We start from the raw sequence: 17,337 nt of genomic DNA on the forward strand, positions 1-17,337 counted from the left end.
CCGTCACTTCCGGACCGTGCCGGTCGACCCCGCGGGCCCGGCGCGACCGGCGCGATCCGGAAGAGACGGCCTAGGCATCCCCGTCCAGCACCACCACGTCCTCCGCGCGGAACTCCACGCCCACCGCCGCCCCCTCCTCCGGGGCCTCGCGCAGCGCGAACTCCGCCTCCAGGGGCGGGCCGTCGGCCGGGCGGAGCCGTACGGCGACGCGGTCGCCACGGAAGGTCCGGGAGACGACCGTCCAGGCGGGGTCGCCGGCCGTGAGCCGCACGCCGCCCGGGCGGACGAGGAGCCGCCGCTCCCCCTGAGGGGAGCCGTCGGGCACGGGGACCGCGCCCCAGGCGGTCCGCGCGACCGTGCCGGTCACCGTCGCGGCCACCACGTTGTCGAAGCCGAGGAAGCGGGCGACGAACTCGGAGGAGGGCCGCGACCAGACGTCGACCGGAGCGCCGGACTGGGCGATCCGCCCGTCGTGCATGACGACGATCCGGTCGGCCAGGGCGAAGGCCTCGCCCTGGTCGTGGGTGACGGCGAGGACCGTCGTCCCGAGCCGCCCGAACAGCTCGCGCAGCTCCACGACGAGCCGCTCGCGCAGCCCCCGGTCGAGCTGGCCCAGCGGTTCGTCGAGCATGAGGAGCCGGGGGCGGGGCGCCAGCGCCCGGGCGAGCGCGACGCGCTGCTGCTCGCCGCCGGAGAGCGCGGCCACCGAGCGGCGGCCCGCCCCCGGCAGCCCCACCAGGTCGAGCAGCTCCGCCACCCGTTCCGCCTGCTCGGCCCGGCCGGCCCCCCGCATCCGGGGCCCGAAGGCGACGTTCCCGGCGACGTCCCGCTGCGGGAACAACTGGTGGTCCTGGAACATCAGCCCGACGCCCCGCCGGTGCACCGGCACCCCGGCCTGGTCGGCGCCGGCCAGCAGCACGCGGCCGCCGTCCAGCGCCTGCAGCCCGGCCACGGCCCTCAGGAGGGTCGACTTGCCGCTGCCGCTGGGGCCGAGCACACAGACGATCTCGTGCTCGGCGACCTCCAGGTCCACCGCGTCGAGCACGGCCCGCTCGCCGAACCGCACGGTCGCGGCCTCGATCGAAAGCATCAGAACTCCCCTGAGGTCCGGTCGGTGCGCAGCCGTTCGAGCAGCAGCAGGGACACCGCGCACACCACCATCAGAATCGTCGAGAGGGCCATCGCCTGGCCGTAGTTGAGCTCGCCGGGCCGGCCGAGCAGCCGGGCCACCGCGACCGGCAGGGTGGGACTGTCGGGCCGGGCGATGAAGACGGTCGCGCCGAACTCGCCGAGCGACACGGCGAAGGCGAACCCGGCGGCGATGAGGAGCGCCCGCCGCACCAGCGGCAGGTCCACCTCCCGCCACGCCCGCCACGGCGAGGCGCCGAGCACGGCCGCCGCCTCCCGCAGCCGGTCGTCCACCGCCCGCAGCACCGGCAGCATCGTGCGGACGACGAAGGGGACGCCGACCAGCGCCTGGGCCAGGGGGACGAGGATCCAGCTGGCCCGCAGGTCGAACGGCGGCTCGTCGAGGGTGATGAGGAAGCCGAAGCCGACGGTGACGGCGGAGACGCCGAGCGGCAGCATCAGCAGCGCGTCGAAGCCGCGGACCAGCCGGCCGGCCCGCCGGGTGAGCGCCGCAGCCGCGAGCCCGCCGACGGCCACCGCGATGGCCGTGGCGGCCACCGCGTACCGCAGCGAGTTCCCGATCGCCTCCAGCGGCGGCACCAGGAACGTGCCGCTCTCGTCGAGCCTGCCCAGGGCGCGGTAGTAGCCGAACCCGTACCCGCCCGACCCGGCGAAGGAACGCTCCACCAGGACGCCGAGCGGCAGCAGGATCAGCAGCGCCACGGAGAGCAGCACCGCCGCGAGCAGGGTCCACTGGGCCGCCCCGCGCGGCCGGCGCGCGGTCCGCTCGGGCGGGACCAGCCGCAGGGCGGTCTCCCGGCGCCGAACGGTCCACGCGTGCACGCCGAGGATGGCGCCGACCGCGGCGAACTGCACGAGGGTGAGGACGGCGGCCGTCCGCAGGTCGAGCAGGCGGGCGGTCTGCCGGTAGATCTCGGCCTCCAGCGTGGAGTACGCGTCCCCGCCGAGGATCTGCACGACGCCGAAGGAGGTGAAGGTGAAGAGGAACACCATCAGCGCGGCCGCCGAGACGGCCGGCACCAGCGCCGGCATCGTGACGGTCCGCCAGGCGGTCCAGCGCGAGGCGCCGAGGACCCGGGCGGCCTCCTCCTGGCGCGGGTCGAGCTGCGACCAGAGGCCGCCGACGGTCCGCACGACGACGGCGTAGTTGAAGAACACGTGGGCGAGGAGGATGGCCCAGACGCTGGTGTCGAGCCGCAGCCCCCACAGCTCGTCGGTGAGCCCGCCGCGGCCGACCAGCGCCAGGAACGCCGTGCCGACCAGGACGGTCGGCAGCACGAACGGCACGGTGACGACGGCCCGCAGGACGTTCTTGCCGGGGAAGTCGAAGCGGGCGAAGACGTACGCCCCCGGCAGCGCCACGACCAGGGTGAGCGCGGTCGAGGCGAGCGCCTGCCAGGCCGTGAAACCGAGGACGTCGAGGATGTCGGGCCGGCTCAGCGTCTCGCCGATCCGGTCGAACCGCCAGCTGCCGTCCGGGCGCAGCCCGCGCTCCACGATCGAGGCGACGGGCCATGCGAAGAAGACCCCGAAGAACGCGACGGGCAGGGCCATCAGCCCCAGCCGCGCCGCGCTCCCCTTCGGGTCGCGCCTTACTTCAGGACGAGCGACGACCACTGCTGGATCCACGCGTCACGCTTCTCGGCGATCTTCTCGGGCGCCATGGTCTGCGGCTCGTCCACGACCACGCCGTGCTTCGTGAACAGCTCGGGCAGCGCCGCGTCCTTCGCCACCGGGTTCACGAACATCTGCAGCGGCATGTCCTCCTGGAACTTCCGGGAGATCAGGAAGTCGATGAGCGCCTTGCCGCCCTCGGGGTTCTTCGCCCCGTTCAGCAGGCCCGCGAACTCGGTCTGCCGGAAGCAGGTGCCGGTGGAGACGCCGGTGGGCGCCACCTTCGGCTGCGGCTCGCCGTACAGCACCTCGACGGGCGGGCTGGAGGCGTAGCTGACGACCAGCGGCCGGTCGCCCTTGGCCTGCTTGCCGCCGGCCGAGCCGGAGAACTCCTGGTTGTAGGCGAGCTCCCAGCTGTCGACAGTCTTCACGCCGTTGGCCCGGAGCTTCTTCCAGTAGTCCTGCCAGCCGTCGTCGCCGTACTGCGCGGCCGTGCCGAGGAGGAAGCCGAGGCCCGGGGAGGACCGCTCGGGGTTCTCCACGACCAGCAGGTCCTTGTACGCGGGCTTCGCCAGGTCGTCGAAGGTGACCGGCGGGGCCAGCTTCTTGTCGGCGAAGTACTTCTTGTCGTAGTTGACGCAGATGTCGCCGGAGTCGACCGGGGTGACCCGGTTCTCCTTGTCGAGCCGGTACGCGGCCGGGACCCGGTCCACGCCCTTCGCCTCGTACGGGACGAAGATCCCGTTGTCGAGGGCGCGGGACAGCAGGGTGTTGTCGACGCCGAAGAAGACGTCGCCCTGCGGGGAGCCCTTGGTCAGGATCTCCTTGTTGACGGCCTCGCCGGCGTCGCCGCTCTTCAGCACCTTCACCGTGAAGCCGGTCTGCGCGGTGAAGGCCGCGAGGACCTCCTTGGAGGCGTTGAACGAGTCGTGGCTCACCAGCGTCACGGTCTTGGGCGCGGGCCGGTCGGTCTTGCCGGCGGCCTCGCGGATGTCGTCGGCCCCGCACGCGGCGAGACCGGTGACGCCGAGCGCCGCGACGAGCGCCGCGGCGGCGGCCTTCTTGATGCTCACTTCTTTTTCCTCCTGGGTATGACCAGGAAGAGACGCGGCCCTGCCCACCCGGGGGTGGGCAGGGCGCAACAGCTTGAGTTGCGACCGAACTTCCTACCCAGAATGACCTGGGCGAGGTTCAGAGGGTCTGCGGTCCTACGGTGACCGCACTCTCAGCGCTGTGGCGCTCCCCTGTCGGAATATGGAGATGTGTTCGAGCCCAGACTACAAGGTCAGCGTTCGGCGGCCGCGAGCTGTCCGCAGGCGCCGTCGATCTCCTGGCCCCGGGTGTCCCGCACGGTCACCGGCACGCCGTGGCGCGCGATGGCCTCGACGAACGCCTTCTCGTCCTCCGGGCGCGACGCGGTCCACTTGGAACCGGGCGTCGGGTTCAGCGGGATCAGGTTGACGTGGACCCGCTTGCCCTTGAGCAGCCGGCCCAGCAGGTCGCCCCGCCACGCCTGGTCGTTGATGTCCCGGATCAGGGCGTACTCGATGGAGATCCGGCGCCCGGACTTCTCCGCGTACTCCCACGCCGCGTCGAGGACCTCGCGGACCTTCCAGCGCGTGTTGACCGGCACCAGGGTGTCGCGCAGCTCGTCGTCCGGCGCGTGCAGCGAGACTGCGAGCCGGCACTTGAAGCCCTCGTCGGCGAACCGCAGCATCGCGGGCACGAGACCCACGGTCGAGACCGTGATGCCGCGCTGCGACAGCCCCAGCCCGTCCGGCTCGGGGTCCGTCAGCCGCCGGATCGAACCGACCACCCGCTTGTAGTTCGCGAGCGGCTCGCCCATGCCCATGAACACGATGTTGGAGAGCCGCGCCGGTCCCCCGGGCACCTCCCCGTCCCGCAGGGCCCGCATCCCGTCCACGATCTGGTGCACGATCTCGGCGGTCGACAGGTTCCGGTCGAGCCCGGCCTGCCCCGTCGCGCAGAACGGGCAGTTCATCCCGCACCCCGCCTGCGAGGAGATGCACATCGTCACCCGGTCCGGGTAACGCATCAGCACCGACTCCACCAGCGTGCCGTCGTGCAGCCGCCACAGCGTCTTGCGGGTCGTGTCGTCGTCGCACGAGATGTGCCGCACGACCGACATCAGGTCCGGCAGCAGCTCCCCCGCCAGCTTCTCCCGCGAAGCGGCAGGAATGTCCGTCCACTCCGCCGGGTCGTGCGCGTACCGCGCGAAGTAGTGCGTGGACAGCTGCTTCGCGCGGAACGGCTTCTCACCGATCGCGGCGACAGCCTCCTTCCGCTCGGCAGGCGTGAGGTCGGCCAGGTGCCGCGGCGGCTTCTTGGCTCCGCGGGGGGCGACGAAAGTGAGTTCTCCGGGCTTGGGCATGGTGCTACCAGTGTCGCAGACATGCGCGGGTGTCCCGGCGCGGTGTGGTCAGGGGGTGGGGCGGCCGGGTGGGGTGCGGGGGATGCGGGTGGTGAAGAAGAGGGAGAGGACGGAGGCGGCGGCGAGGATGGCGAGGGCGGCGCGGACGCCGTCGAGGCGGGCTTCGGCGTTGGCGTCGAGGGCGGCGTCGGTGAGGGCGGGGTCGACGGCGGCCTGGTCGAGGGCGTCGGTGAGCTGGGCGTCGGAGAGGAAGGGGACACCGCTCTGGAGCTGGACGACGGCCTGTTCCTTCACGTCGGCGGGGATGGCGGGGTTCTGTTCGACGCTGGTGAGGAACGAGCTGGTGAGGGCGGCGATCATGAGGGAGCCGGCGAGCGCGGTGCCGAGGGAGGCGCCCAGGTTGGTGACGGAGTTCTGGATGCCGCCGACCTCGGCGCTCTGCTCGTCCGGGACGGCGGAGACGGTGACCGCGCCGAGCTGGGAGGCCAGGGCGCCCATGCCGAAGCCGACGAGCAGGAGCGGGACGGTGACCACGGCGGCGTCGGCGTCCGCGTCGAGGGCAGCCATCAGCACGACGGCGCCGGCGAGGAGCGCGTACACCCCGATCCGGACGACCCGGCGCGGGGAGGCGTCGGGGAAGAAGCGGGGGATGAGGAGCGCGGCGGCCAGCAGGGTCACCGACAGGGGGAGGATGCGGACGCCGGTGCTGAGGGCGGAGAGGCCGAGCGCGACCGACAGGTAGAGCGGGACGACGAAGAAGACGCCCATCTGGACGAGGTACTGGAAGAAGAACATGGTCAGGCCGCCGGTGAACTGCCGGTTGCGCAGCATGTCCGGGTGGATGAGCGGCTCGCGGTGGCGGGCCACGAGCCGGGCCTCGTGGCGCAGGAAGAGCCAGAGCAGCAGCAGGCCCGCCAGGACGAGCCACACGACCATGGAGACGCCGAGCCAGGAGGGCGCGTCGGGCTTGGGCTGGAGCCAGCCCCACTCGCCCGAGCGGAGGACGCCGTACACGAAGGCGCCGAGGCCGGCGGCGCAGAGGAGGGCGCCCAGCACGTCGAGGCGGGGGCGGTCCTCGGCGGCGGCGTCGGCGATGCGGCGGGCGAAGACGAGGATCACCAGCACCACCAGGACCTCGCCGGCGAAGACCCAGCGCCAGGAGAAGTAGGTGGTGGCGATGCCGCCGATGAGCGGCCCCACCGCGATCGCGACGGCGCCGGCCGCGGCGACGACGCCGTACGCCATGGGGCGCCGGTCGGCGGGGAAGTTCCCGGCGACCAGGGCGACGATCGCGGGCATGATCAGCGCGGCCCCGACGCCTTCGAGGAACGACCAGCCGAAGAGCAGCAGCGGGAGGTTCGGCGCGAGGGCCGTGGTGAGGGAGCCCGCGCCGTAGACGCAGCAGCCGATCATGAAGGCCCGCTTGCGGCCGATCAGGGTGCCGATCTTGCCCCCGGGGATCATCAACATGGCCATGACCAGCGTGTACGCGGTGATGGCGCCCTGGATGCCGGTGATCGTGGTGCCGACGTCCTCGGCGACGGTCGCGATGGACACGTTCATGACGGAGCTGTCGAGCGCCATGAGGAACTGCCCCGCCGCGAGCGTCAGCAGGACCGAGAGGGCTCCGGAGGGCCGTTCTGCGGGGCGGGCCGTGGGTGCGGTCATGCCCGGGATCCTTCCCGCGCCGGGGCCGCGGGCGGCCGCACCTTCCGCCGCTTCCCCCACACGGCGGACACCGGATCGAGGACGGGCCCGCTGCCACGGAGGCAACGGGCCCGTCCACGGGGACGAAGGGTTCAGCCGGTCCCGACGAACAGCGCCAGCAGCAGCCACACCACGGGCGCCGTCGGCAGCAGCGAGTCGAGGCGGTCCATGATGCCGCCGTGCCCCGGCAGCAGCGTGCCCATGTCCTTGATGCCCAGGTCACGCTTGATCATCGACTCGCCGAGGTCGCCGAGCGTCGCGCTCGCCGCCACCGCGAGACCGAGGATCAGGCCCTGCCACCAGGCACCGTCGTCGATCATGAACTCCATGCAGAGCGCGCCCGCCGCCATGGCGAACGCCACCGCGCCGAACAGGCCCTCCCGGGTCTTGCCGGGGCTGATCCGCGGGGCCAGCTTGTGCTTGCCGAAGCGCCACCCGACGGCGTACGCCCCGGTGTCGCTGACCACGGTCAGGATCAGGAAGGTCATCACCCGCTGCGGACCGTCGTCGGCGGTCAGCAGCAGCGCCACGAACGTCGCAAGGAACGGGACGTAGAACGCGGCGAAGACGCCCGCCGTAACGTCCTTCAGGTAGCCCTCGGGGGGCTCCGTCATCCGCCACACCAGGACCGCGAGCGCCGTCAGCGCCATCGCCACCCAGGCGCCCTCGGCACCGCGGACGAAGCCTGCCACGACCATCGCCGCGCCGCCGACCGCGAGCGGCACCAGCGGGGCCTTGATCCCCTTGCGCTCCTGGAGGCGGGAGGTCAGCTCCCACAGCCCGACCACCACGGCGACCGCTATCACGCCGACGAACGCCGGCTTCCAGATGAACAGCGACGCGATGATGACGGCGCCGAGTCCGACCCCGACCCCTATGGCCGCGCCCAGGTCACGCCCCGCGCTCTTCTTCGGCCGTGGCGCCGTCGGCGCGGGCGGCGGAGGCGGGGTGGGGCTGGGCATGGGCTCCTGCGGGTGCTCGTGCGGCGTCTCGTCACGGAACAGGGGACCGCTCGGGTGAGCGGCCCCCCGGCCGTGACCGTCCTGGAATCCGCCGGCGGGAACGTCGGGCACGATGGGCATGGGCCGAGTCTGCGCCGCCTGATGCCGATCGTATGCGGGACCCGCCGGGGCGGGACCCTGGTCGGGTCCCCCACGGCCGGAACCGGCCGGGGCACCCCAGGAAGTGTCGTTCATCAGACCTCGAGCAGCTCGGCTTCCTTGTGCTTGAGCAGCTCGTCCACCTGCGCGACGTACTTCGCGGTGGTGTCGTCGAGCTCCTTCTCGGCGCGGCGGCCCTCGTCCTCGCCGACCTCGCCGTCCTTGACGAGCTTGTCGATGGTCTCCTTGGCCTTGCGGCGGACCGAGCGGATCGAGATCTTCGAGTCCTCGGCCTTGCCCTTGGCGACCTTGATGTACTCCCGGCGGCGCTCCTCGGTCAGCTCGGGGAACACCACACGGATGATGTTGCCGTCGTTGCTCGGGTTGACGCCGAGGTCCGAGTCCCGGATCGCCTGCTCGATGTTGCGCAGCGCGCTCTTGTCGAACGGGGTCACCACGGCCATCCGCGGCTCCGGGACGGAGAAGGACGCCAGCTGGTTGATGGGGGTGATGGCACCGTAGTAGTCGGCCACGATCTTGTTGAACATCGCCGGGTGCGCACGGCCGGTGCGGATCGCGGCGAAGTCCTCCTTGGCGACCACGACGGCCTTCTCCATCTTCTCCTCGGCCTCGAGGAGGGTCTCTTCGATCACCACATGCTCCTGCGTGTCGTCGCGTTGTGTCCTGCACGGTGTACGACCGGCAGGGCTCTGTCCATCCCCTTGCGGGGCGGTTCCCCGGTTCGGGTCAGGCCCGGGTGCCCTGGTCGCTCACGAGCGTGCCGATCTTCTCACCCTTCACCGCGCGAGCGATATTGCCCTCGGTGAGCAGTTCGAAGACGAGGATCGGGAGGTTGTTGTCCCGGCACAGGGTGATGGCGGTGGCGTCGGCGACCTTGAGGTCGCGGGAGAGCACCTCGCCGTACTCGAGGGCGTCGAACTTGACCGCGTCGGGGTTGGCCTTCGGGTCGGAGTCGTAGACGCCGTCGACGCCGTTCTTGCCCATGAGCAGGGCCTCGGCGTCGATCTCCAGCGCGCGCTGGGCGGCCGTGGTGTCGGTGGAGAAGTACGGCATGCCCATGCCCGCACCGAAGATGACCACGCGGCCCTTCTCCAGGTGGCGGACGGCACGCAGCGGGATGTACGGCTCCGCGACCTGGCCCATGGTGATGGCGGTCTGGACGCGGGAGTCGATGCCCTCCTTCTCCAGGAAGTCCTGGAGGGCGAGGCAGTTCATCACGGTGCCGAGCATGCCCATGTAGTCGGACCGGGCCCGGTCCATGCCGCGCTGCTGGAGCTCGGCGCCGCGGAAGAAGTTACCGCCGCCGATCACCACCGCGATCTCCGCGCCGTCGCGGACGACCGCCGCGATCTCACGCGCGATGGCGTGCACGACGTTGGGGTCGACACCCAGGCCGGTACCGCCGGAGAACGCCTCTCCGGACAGCTTCAGCATGTAGCGGCCGGCCTTTTTGCCGTTGTTGTCGTCGCCCTGTACGGCGCCCTGGTTCATGGAGATCTCCTCGTGCACATACGAAGGAGGCCATTGCCTTGGGTCCTCGCGGTATCCCGTGCGGCAATGGCCTCCTCGTCAGATCTGCGGTCGTCCTGCGCGGGCGCGGACGACTGCCTCAGACCCTACCGGGGTCCGGTGTCCGTCGCGTTCGCGTACGGACTCAGATGCCGACCTTGATGCGCGTGAAGCGCTTCAGGGTGACACCGGCCTCGTCCAGGACCTTCTGGACGGACTTCTTGTTGTCCAGGGCGTACGGCTGGCCGAGCAGCGTCGCGTCCTTGAAGAAGCCGTTGACGCGACCCTCGACGATCTTGGCGATCGCGGCCTCGGGCTTGCCCTCGGCGCGGGTGGTCTCCTCGGCGATGCGACGCTCGGACTCGACGACCTCGGCCGGAATGTCTTCCTTGGTGAGGTACTTCGGCGCGAAGGCGGCGATGTGCTGGGCGACACCCTTGGCGACGTCGGCGTCGGCCTTGTCGAACTCGACGAGGACACCGATCTGCGGCGGGAGGTCCGGCATCGTGCGGTGCATGTACGCGTAGACGAAGCCGTCGGCGAACTGCGCGAAGCGGTCCAGGACGATCTTCTCGCCGAGGTTGGCGTTGGCCTCGTCGACGAACGCCTGCACGGTCTTGCCGGCCTCGATCTCGGAGGCGAGCAGCGCGGCGAGGTCGGCCGGGGCGGTGGCGGCGACGTGCTCGGCGAGCTGGGCGGCGACGGCCTGGAACTTGTCACCCTTGGCGACGAAGTCCGTCTCGCACTTCAGCTCGACCAGGACACCGGAGGTGTTGTCGTCGGCGATGAGGGAGACCACGGCACCGTTCTCGGCGGAGCGGCCCTCGCGCTTGGCGACGCCCTTCTGGCCCTTGATGCGCAGGGCCTCCACGGCCTTGTCGACGTCGCCGTCGGCCTCGTCCAGGGCCTTCTTGCAGTCCATCATGCCGGCGCCGGTGAGCTCGCGGAGCTTCTTGACGTCAGCGGCGGTGTAGTTCGCCATGAGTCTGTTTCTCTCTCGAAGTCTGAAAGATTCGGGCGGGTCCACGGGTCGACGGCGGGGGCTTCGTGAGCCCCCGCCGTCCGACCCGAAGGTTCCTGAGGGTCAGGCCTGCTCGGCGTCCGCGGCCGGAGCCTCGGCAGCGGCCTCGGCCGGAGCGGCCTCGGCGGCGGGGGCCTCGGCAGCGGGGGCCTCGACGGTCTCGTCGGCCTTCTTCTCACCCTCGAGCAGGTCGCGCTCCCACTCGGCGAGGGGCTCGCCGGCGGCCTTCTCGCCCGGCTTCGAGTCGCCGGTCGCGGCGCCGGAGCGGGCGATGAGGCCCTCGGCGACGGCGTCGGCGATCACGCGGGTGAGCAGGGTGACGGAGCGGATCGCGTCGTCGTTGCCCGGGATCTTGTAGTCGACCTCGTCGGGGTCGCAGTTGGTGTCGAGGATCGCGACGACCGGGATGTGGAGCTTGCGCGCCTCACCGACGGCGATGTGCTCCTTCTTGGTGTCGACGATCCAGACGGCGCTCGGCACCTTCTGCATCTCGCGGATGCCACCGAGGGTCTTCTCCAGCTTGGCCTTCTCGCGGGAGAGGACCAGGAGCTCCTTCTTGGTGAGGCCGGAGGCGGCCACGTCCTCGAAGTCGATCTGCTCGAGCTCCTTGAGGCGCTGCAGACGCTTGTAGACGGTGGAGAAGTTGGTGAGCATGCCACCGAGCCAACGCTGGTTGACGTACGGCATGCCGACGCGCGTCGCCTGCTCGGCGATGGCCTCCTGGGCCTGCTTCTTCGTACCGACGAACATGATGGAGCCGCCGTGGGCGACGGTCTCCTTGACGAACTCGTAGGCGCGGTCGATGTACGACAGCGACTGGAGCAGGTCGATGATGTAGATGCCGTTGCGCTCGGTGAAGATGAAGCGCTTCATCTTCGGGTTCCAGCGACGGGTCTGGTGACCGAAGTGGACGCCGCTCTCCAGCAGCTCCCGCATCGTGACGACGGCCATGGCCATCTCCTTGGTTTTCTCGGTTGTGTTCCTGACGCCCCGGCGCGCCATGCCCACGAGGGACCGAAAGGCGCTGCCACGTCCGGTGAGGGAGGTGGCGGGGCGTGCGAAGTCGACCCGGTGACCCGGGTCGCCATAGGAAGTGTACGGGACCCCGGGAGCCGCGGGTGACGGCCCTGTCCACAAGGCGGGGGCCGTCCACGGATTCCGGCCGCTCCCGGCACCGCACGGGCGGTGCGGGGAGCCTCGGTCCATGCGACTCGTGACCCTGATCCTCGCCCTCGGCCTGCTGTGGCCGGTGGGGCCGCCGCCGCCCGTCGTCGTCCGCGGCTGGCAGCCGCCGCCCGGCCCGTACGCGCGGGGGCACCGCGGCGTCGACCTCGCGGCGCCGCCGGGCACCCCGGTCCTGGCCCCGGCCGCGGGGACGGTCACCTTCGCGGGCCCGGTGGGCGGCCGCGGGGTGCTCACGCTCACCCTGCGGGGGACGGGGACTCCCCCGCTGCGGACCACGTTCACACCGGTGGTCCCGCTGGTGCGGGCGGGCACCGCGGTCCGGGCGGGCACCCCGGTGGCCCGGGTCGCCCCGGGCACCCACTGCCCGCAGTCCTGTCTGCACTGGGGCCTCCTGCGAGGCACCCGCTATCTGAACCCGCTGCTGCTGACGGACCGCGCCCCGTCCCGGCTGCTGCCCCTGGGGGGCAGCGGCGGCCGCGGGGCGGTCAGCCCGCCGTTCCGTTGACGCCGTGGAGGGCCATGGTCACCGCGGCCTCGGCGATCTCCGCCGGGTCCTCGGCGGCGCCGAGCTCGATGCGGCGGACGGCGGCGTCGACGACGCCCTGGAGGAGCATGGCGCCGAGCCGCGGCCGGGGCTGCCCCAGGGCCGCGAGGGCTTCGACGATCATGGCGACGAGTCCGCCGTGGGCCGCGCGGATCTTCTCGCGGGCGCCGTCGTCGAGCTCGCCGGCCGAGATGGCGACGACCGCGCGGTGGCGCCGGTCGCCGACGAGCTCCAGCTGCTTGCGGACGTACGCCTCGACCTTGCCGGCGGGCGTCTCGGCACCGGCCATGGCGGCCTCGACCTCGGCGGCCCACACGGGGAAGTCGACGGCGCAGAGCGCCTCGACGACGGCGGCGCGCGACCGGAAGTACTCGTACACCGACGACCGGGCGAGGCCGGTGCGCTCGGCGAGTGCGGGGAAGGTCAGCGCCTCCGTCCCGCCCTCGGACAGCAGGGAACGCGCGGCGTCCAGGAGGGCGCCGCGCTGCATCGTCCGGTGCTCGGCCACCGAGGCCGCTCGAATCCTGGGCACGGCTCCACTGTACGACCGGGGTCGGGCGCTCAGCGTCCGACGTCGGCCAGCTTGGCTCGGAGCTGCAGGACGGACTTGGTGTGGATCTGGCTGACGCGGCTCTCGGTGACCCCGAGGACGTGCCCGATCTCGGCGAGCGTGAGGCCCTCGTAGTAGTAGAGCGTGACGACGGTCTTCTCCCGCTCGGGGAGCGTGTTGATGGCGCGGGCGAGCAGTCGGCGCAGCTCACGGTCCTCGGCGACCTCGACGGGGTTGTCGGCGGCCGTGTCCTCCAGAGTGTCCATCAGGGAGAGCCGGTCGCCGCCCTCGCCGCCGACGTGCAGCAGCTCTTCCAGGGCGACCACGTTCGCCAGCGACAACTGGCTGAAAACCGCGTGCAGTTCCTCCAGCGTGATCTCCATCTCCGCGGCCACCTCGCCGTCGGAGGGGGTGCGCCGGAGCTGGGCCTCCAGGGTGGCGTAGGCGCGCTCGACGTTGCGGGCCTTCTGCCGGACGGAGCGCGGGATCCAGTCCAGGGCGCGGAGCTCGTCGATCATCGCGCCGCGGATGCGGGTGATGGCGTACGTCTCGAACTTGATCGCCCGCTCGACGTCGAACTTCTCGATGGCGTCGATGAGGCCGAAGACGCCGGAGGAGACGAAGTCGGCCTGTTCCACGTTGGACGGCAGCCCCACGCTGACCCGCCCGGCGACGTACTTGACGAGGGGCGAGTAGTGGAGGATCAGCTGCTCGCGCAGGCGCTCGTCGCCCGTGTCCTTGTACGACCGCCACAGTTCGTCGAGCGAGGTCGGTGCGGCCGGTCGTACGGTGCCCCGGGCCGCTGGGGGCACCGCGGCGCGGTCAGACCCGGAGGTGTGCTGGGGCATGCGTTGCCTTGAGCCGTTCTGCTGTCGGGTGTGTCGGTGAGGGTGTCCTGGTGGGAATCCTGGTGAGCGTAGCGTGAGTGTGCGGTCGCGGTGAGCGAACAACGGCGGATCGCGCCGCTCCGGGTGGACGCCGTCGGTCGCATCTTCGAACCCGGGCCGCGGCGCGTGTCGGCCCCTCGGGTGCGTCCGAGAGAACTCGATTGTTCATCGGGGTCACCCTTTCACCCGAATGCTCCAGGTCAAGTACCGCCTCGCCGTGCGTTCGACGCTTGTGTGGCGGTGTTCGTCAACCGCCAGCCCTCCCCGGTCCGTTCGACGAAGCCCAGCGCGTGGAGTTCGTACAGCCGGGCGAGGGTGTCGTCGGGAGGGGTACCCGCGCGGCGGGCGATGACGGTGGCGGGGGTCGGGCCGCGGGCCGGGACGGCCTCCAGGACGTGCGCCGCGGCGGGGGCGAGGAGGTCGCGCGGCAGCACGGGGCCGCGGCGGGCGGGGGCGAGCTCCCCCATGGCGCCGACGAGTTCGACGATCTCGTCGGCGTCCGTGACGAGGACGGCGTCGCCCCGCAGGAGCTCGTGGACGCCGGCGGAGAGGGCGCTGGTGACGGGGCCCGGCACGCCCATGGTGTGGCGGCCGAGGCGGGCGGCGGCGCGGGCGGTGACGAGGGACCCGCTGCGGTGCTGGGCCTCGACGACGACCGTCCCGCGGGTGAGGGCGGCGATGACGCGGTTGCGGAGGATGAACCGGCTGGGGGTGGGGTGACTGTCGGGCGGCAGTTCCCCGATCACGAGTCCCTGTTCCGCGAGGCGGCGGATGAGCCGGTCGTGGCCGCGGGGGTAGGGGGTGTCGACGCCGCACGCGAGGACGGCGGCGGTGGCCCCGCCCGCGGCGAGGGCGCCCCGGTGGGCCGCGCCGTCGATGCCGTAGGCCGCTCCGGAGACGACGACCCACCCCTTGCGCGCCAGACCGGTGGCGAGGTCGGCCGCGGTGTGGGCGCCGTACGGGGTGCAGGCGCGGGCGCCGACGAGGGCGACCGAGCGCAGGGCCCAGGCGCGCAGGTCGGCGGGGCCCCGGACCCAGAGGCCGAGGGGCCCGGCGTCCCCGAGGTCGTCGAGCTGGCGGGGCCACTCGGTGTCGCCGGGGATGAGGAACCGGCCGCCGAGGGCGTGGACGGTGTCGAGGTCCCGGGCCGGTTCGGCGGTGGCGGCGCGCCGCCGCCAGCCGTCGGCCCGCCGGGCGCCCGTGCCGGCGAAGGGGCCGAGGGCGCCGTCGCGCGGTCCGCCCCGCCGCCCGGCCGGCGGCTCCGCCCGGCGGGCCGCGCCTCCCTCCTCCGGTGGTGCGGCGGTGCGGGCGTCCGGGCCGTCCTCGGGGAGCGGGGCGTGGTGTGCTCCCCCGTGGGCGTCCGGGTGGAGGAGGCGGTCGAGGAAGCCGGTGGCCCCGTAGTGGCGGAGCCAGCGGCCGGCCTGCTCGTCGCCGGGTTCGACGGCCCGCGTGAGGGCCGCGCGCGCCAGCCGCTCGTCGGTGCGGTCGGCCGGGGTGGTGCGCGTGGTCATGCGCGCTCCCCCACTCCGACGGGCACGCCGCGGGCGATGCCGGTGCGCAGTTCGAGGGCGAGGGCGATGTCCTGGCCGTCGGGGCGGTCGTGGCCGGCGAGGTCGGCGACGCTCCAGGCGACGCGGAGCACGCGGTCGAGGCCGCGGGCGGTGAGGAAGCCGCGCTCCATGTCGCGTTCGGCGAGGGAGAGGGCGCCGGGCGCGGCGAGGTAGCGGGTGCGCAGCTCGTGCCCGGGGATCTCGCTGTTGACACGCCAGGGGGTGTCGGCGAGGCGGGCCGCGGCGCGGTCCCTCGCCTCCCGCACCCGGTCGGCGACGGTGGCGGTGGTCTCGCCGCGGCCGCCCTGGCCGAGGAGGTCGGCGCGGCTGACGGGCTCGACCTCGACGCGCAGGTCGACGCGGTCGAGCAGCGGCCCGGAGAGCCGGGCCTGGTAGCGCCGGATGAGCGCCGAGGGGCACTCGCAGCCGTCGCCCTGGAGGCTGTGCCGGCCGCAGGGGCAGGGGTTGGCAGCGAGGGCGAGGAGGAACCGGGCGGGGAGGCGGACGACGCCGGCCGCGCGGGCGATGACGACGTGCCCCGATTCGAGCGGCTGGCGGAGCGCGTCGAGGACCTTGCCGGAGAACTCCGGCGCCTCGTCCAGGAAGAGGACCCCGCGGTGGGCGAGGGAGACGGCGCCGGGCCGGGGCAGGCCGTTTCCGCCGCCGACGAGGGACTGGAGGGTGGCGGAGTGGTGGGGCGCGCAGTAGGGGGCGCGGCGGACGAGGGGTTCGCCGGGCGGCAGGATGCCGGCGACGGAGTGGACGGCGGTGACTTCGAGGGATTCGTGCCGGGTGAGCGGCGGGAGGATGCCGGGGAGCCGCTCGGCGAGCATGGTCTTCCCGGCGCCGGGCGGGCCGGAGAGCATCAGGTGGTGGCTGCCGGCGGCGGCGATCTCCAGGGCGCGGCGGGCGCGGTGCTGGCCGGCGACGTCGGCGAGGTCGGGTCCGTCGGCGGGGTCGGCGGCGAGCCCGGTGCCGATGCCGGCGCCGGGGACGAGGAGGCCGGCGAGCATGGCGTCGGGCCTGCCCTCCTCGGCGCTCTCCTCCTCGGGGACGGGTTCGTCGGTGAGGACGGCGATCAGCTGGCGGAGGCTGCGGACGCCGAGGACGCAGACGCCCGGGACGAGCGCGGCCTCCCCGGCGGTCTGCTCGGGGACGACGACCTGCCGGTAGCCGGCGTCGGCGGCGGCGAGGACGGCGGGCAAGACGCCCCGGACCGGCCGGACGCGGCCGTCGAGGCCGAGTTCGCCGATGAGGACGAGGTCGGCGATGGCGCGCGGGTCGATGCGTTCGGCGGCGCCGAGGACGGCGGCCGCGACGGCCAGGTCGAATCCGCTGCCGCCCTTGGGGACCGAGGCCGGACTGAGTCCGACGGTCAGCTTCTTCTGGGGCCACTCCGCCCCGGAGTTGACGACTGCGGCGCGGACCCGGTCGCGGCTCTCGCTGAGGCTCTTGTCGGGGAGGCCGACGAGGGTGAAGGCCGCGACGCCGGGTTCGAGGTCGGCCTGGACCTCGACGACGACGCCTTCGACACCGACGAGGGCCACCGAGCAGGTGCGGGCGAACCCCATCACGCCACCCCCTGGGCGTGGCTGAGGACGGGACCGCCCCGCCGGGGCAGGACGATGCCGACGAGGTCGATGCGGACGCCGCCGGAGGGCGCCGGTGCCCCGCTGCGGTCGAGCCAGCAGGCGGCGAGCCGGCGGAGCCGCTCGGCCTTGAGGGGCGTGACGGCGGCCATCGGGTGTTCGTAGGCGCCGAGGCGCCGGGTCTTGACCTCGCAGACGACGAGGGTGTCCCCGTCGCGGGCGACGATGTCGATCTCGCCCGTGCGGCCGCAGCGCCAGTTGCGCGCGAGGATCTGCATGCCGGCCGCGACGAGCCGGCGGGTCGCCAGCTCCTCGCCGTACCGTCCGAGGGCTTGGGTCTTGTTCATGCGGTACCACCTCCGTCACCGACTGTGACGGAGAGGTGTGGACCGTGTGCGGCGCTGGGGACGGCGGGGGGGGGGGGGGGGGGGGGGGGGGGGGGGGGGGGGGGGGGGGGGGGGGGGGGGATTCACCCCCCCGAGGGGGGGGGCCGTCACCTAATAGAAATAGAGGGAGGGG

16 protein-coding genes are annotated in these 17,337 nt (G+C 72.9%); 1 reads left to right on the forward strand and 15 read right to left on the reverse strand.

The window, feature by feature from the left end:
* Positions 1–70: 70 nt before the first annotated feature.
* The 10 genes from ACZ60W_RS25285 to rpsB form a co-directional block, all read right to left on the reverse strand.
* On the reverse strand, positions 71–1,090 hold the full coding sequence (locus tag ACZ60W_RS25285) for an ABC transporter ATP-binding protein (protein ID WP_469757650.1): 1,020 nt from the start codon (positions 1,088–1,090) through the stop codon (positions 71–73).
* A complete protein-coding gene (locus ACZ60W_RS25290) occupies positions 1,090–2,703 on the reverse strand; it encodes an ABC transporter permease (RefSeq protein WP_469757662.1) in 1,614 nt (537 codons plus the stop codon). Before ACZ60W_RS25290 ends, ACZ60W_RS25285 begins: the two co-directional genes overlap by 1 nt.
* Before the next feature lie 38 nt (positions 2,704–2,741).
* Positions 2,742–3,836 carry a thiamine ABC transporter substrate-binding protein gene (locus ACZ60W_RS25295; RefSeq protein WP_469757651.1) on the reverse strand — a complete coding sequence of 365 codons (1,095 nt, stop codon included), beginning with the start codon at positions 3,834–3,836 and terminating at the stop codon, positions 2,742–2,744.
* A 212-nt stretch (positions 3,837–4,048) separates the two neighbouring features.
* The gene (gene rlmN, locus ACZ60W_RS25300; protein WP_352020819.1) at positions 4,049–5,155 is read right to left on the reverse strand and encodes a dual-specificity RNA methyltransferase RlmN; all 1,107 of its coding nucleotides are present in this window, start codon (positions 5,153–5,155) and stop codon (positions 4,049–4,051) included.
* A 48-nt stretch (positions 5,156–5,203) separates the two neighbouring features.
* Complete coding sequence (locus tag ACZ60W_RS25305; protein WP_469757652.1) at positions 5,204–6,823, reverse strand: MFS transporter; 1,620 nt, start codon at positions 6,821–6,823, stop codon at positions 5,204–5,206.
* Positions 6,824–6,954: 131 nt separating this feature from the next.
* Entirely contained in the window at positions 6,955–8,058 is a 1,104-nt protein-coding gene (locus ACZ60W_RS25310; protein WP_469757653.1) for a phosphatidate cytidylyltransferase, read from the reverse strand.
* Positions 8,058–8,615, reverse strand: a complete 558-nt coding sequence (gene frr / locus ACZ60W_RS25315; protein WP_026057589.1) for a ribosome recycling factor — start codon at positions 8,613–8,615, stop codon at positions 8,058–8,060. The genes ACZ60W_RS25310 and frr overlap by 1 nt, the downstream gene beginning before the upstream one ends.
* 94 nt (positions 8,616–8,709) lie before the next feature.
* A complete protein-coding gene (gene pyrH, locus ACZ60W_RS25320; protein WP_030322320.1) occupies positions 8,710–9,474 on the reverse strand; it encodes a UMP kinase in 765 nt (254 codons plus the stop codon).
* 163 nt (positions 9,475–9,637) lie between these two features.
* A complete protein-coding gene (gene tsf / locus ACZ60W_RS25325; protein WP_469757654.1) occupies positions 9,638–10,474 on the reverse strand; it encodes a translation elongation factor Ts in 837 nt (278 codons plus the stop codon).
* A 102-nt stretch (positions 10,475–10,576) separates the two neighbouring features.
* A complete protein-coding gene (gene rpsB / locus ACZ60W_RS25330) occupies positions 10,577–11,464 on the reverse strand; it encodes a 30S ribosomal protein S2 (RefSeq protein WP_469757655.1) in 888 nt (295 codons plus the stop codon).
* A 253-nt stretch (positions 11,465–11,717) separates the two neighbouring features.
* On the opposite strand from rpsB, the gene ACZ60W_RS25335 reads away from it, so the two are divergent.
* Positions 11,718–12,203 (forward strand): peptidoglycan DD-metalloendopeptidase family protein, encoded by a 486-nt coding sequence (locus ACZ60W_RS25335; RefSeq protein ID WP_469757656.1) that lies wholly within the window; start codon positions 11,718–11,720, stop codon positions 12,201–12,203.
* On the opposite strand, the gene ACZ60W_RS25340 is transcribed toward ACZ60W_RS25335, so the two are convergent.
* From ACZ60W_RS25340 to ACZ60W_RS25360, 5 genes are all read right to left on the reverse strand, one after another.
* Positions 12,184–12,732: a TetR/AcrR family transcriptional regulator gene (locus ACZ60W_RS25340; RefSeq protein WP_469757663.1), complete on the reverse strand. Its 549-nt coding sequence runs from the start codon at positions 12,730–12,732 to the stop codon at positions 12,184–12,186. The genes ACZ60W_RS25335 and ACZ60W_RS25340 overlap by 20 nt on opposite strands.
* A gap of 71 nt (positions 12,733–12,803) precedes the next feature.
* Positions 12,804–13,640, reverse strand: coding sequence for an RNA polymerase sigma factor WhiG (whiG, locus tag ACZ60W_RS25345; protein ID WP_469757657.1), 837 nt, complete (start codon positions 13,638–13,640; stop codon positions 12,804–12,806).
* A gap of 239 nt (positions 13,641–13,879) precedes the next feature.
* Positions 13,880–15,190, reverse strand: a complete 1,311-nt coding sequence (gene dprA, locus ACZ60W_RS25350; protein ID WP_469757658.1) for a DNA-processing protein DprA — start codon at positions 15,188–15,190, stop codon at positions 13,880–13,882.
* A complete protein-coding gene (locus tag ACZ60W_RS25355) occupies positions 15,187–16,800 on the reverse strand; it encodes a YifB family Mg chelatase-like AAA ATPase (protein ID WP_469757659.1) in 1,614 nt (537 codons plus the stop codon). The genes dprA and ACZ60W_RS25355 overlap by 4 nt, the downstream gene beginning before the upstream one ends.
* Positions 16,800–17,165 (reverse strand): YraN family protein, encoded by a 366-nt coding sequence (locus ACZ60W_RS25360; RefSeq protein WP_469757660.1) that lies wholly within the window; start codon positions 17,163–17,165, stop codon positions 16,800–16,802. Before ACZ60W_RS25360 ends, ACZ60W_RS25355 begins: the two co-directional genes overlap by 1 nt.
* Positions 17,166–17,337 lie beyond the last annotated feature (172 nt).

It is taken from the genome of Streptomyces sp. NPDC104202 (assembly GCF_055584185.1).